The sequence below is a fragment of the Priestia sp. 53B2 genome (genome assembly GCF_056099005.1).
This window is the reverse complement of the sequence record NZ_JBLZXA010000128.1, coordinates 1-205: the sequence shown is the minus strand read 5'-3', so window position 1 is coordinate 205 and position 205 is coordinate 1. Positions and strand designations below refer to the sequence as shown.

Genomic DNA, 205 nt, shown 5'->3' with positions numbered 1-205 from the left:
CCAAGGCTAAATACGACCGAGTGACCGATAGTGAACCAGTACCGTGAGGGAAAGGTGAAAAGCACCCCGGAAGGGGAGTGAAAGAGATCCTGAAACCGTGTGCCTACAAGTAGTCAGAGCCCGTTAACGGGTGATGGCGTGCCTTTTGTAGAATGAACCGGCGAGTTACGATCCCATGCAAGGTTAAGCTGATAAGGCGGAGCCG

1 rRNA gene is annotated in these 205 nt (G+C 53.2%); it reads left to right on the top strand.

What is annotated here, in order from left to right:
- Nucleotides 1–205: ribosomal RNA gene (locus ACN6NE_RS31465) — 23S ribosomal RNA — on the top strand; the annotation flags it as partial.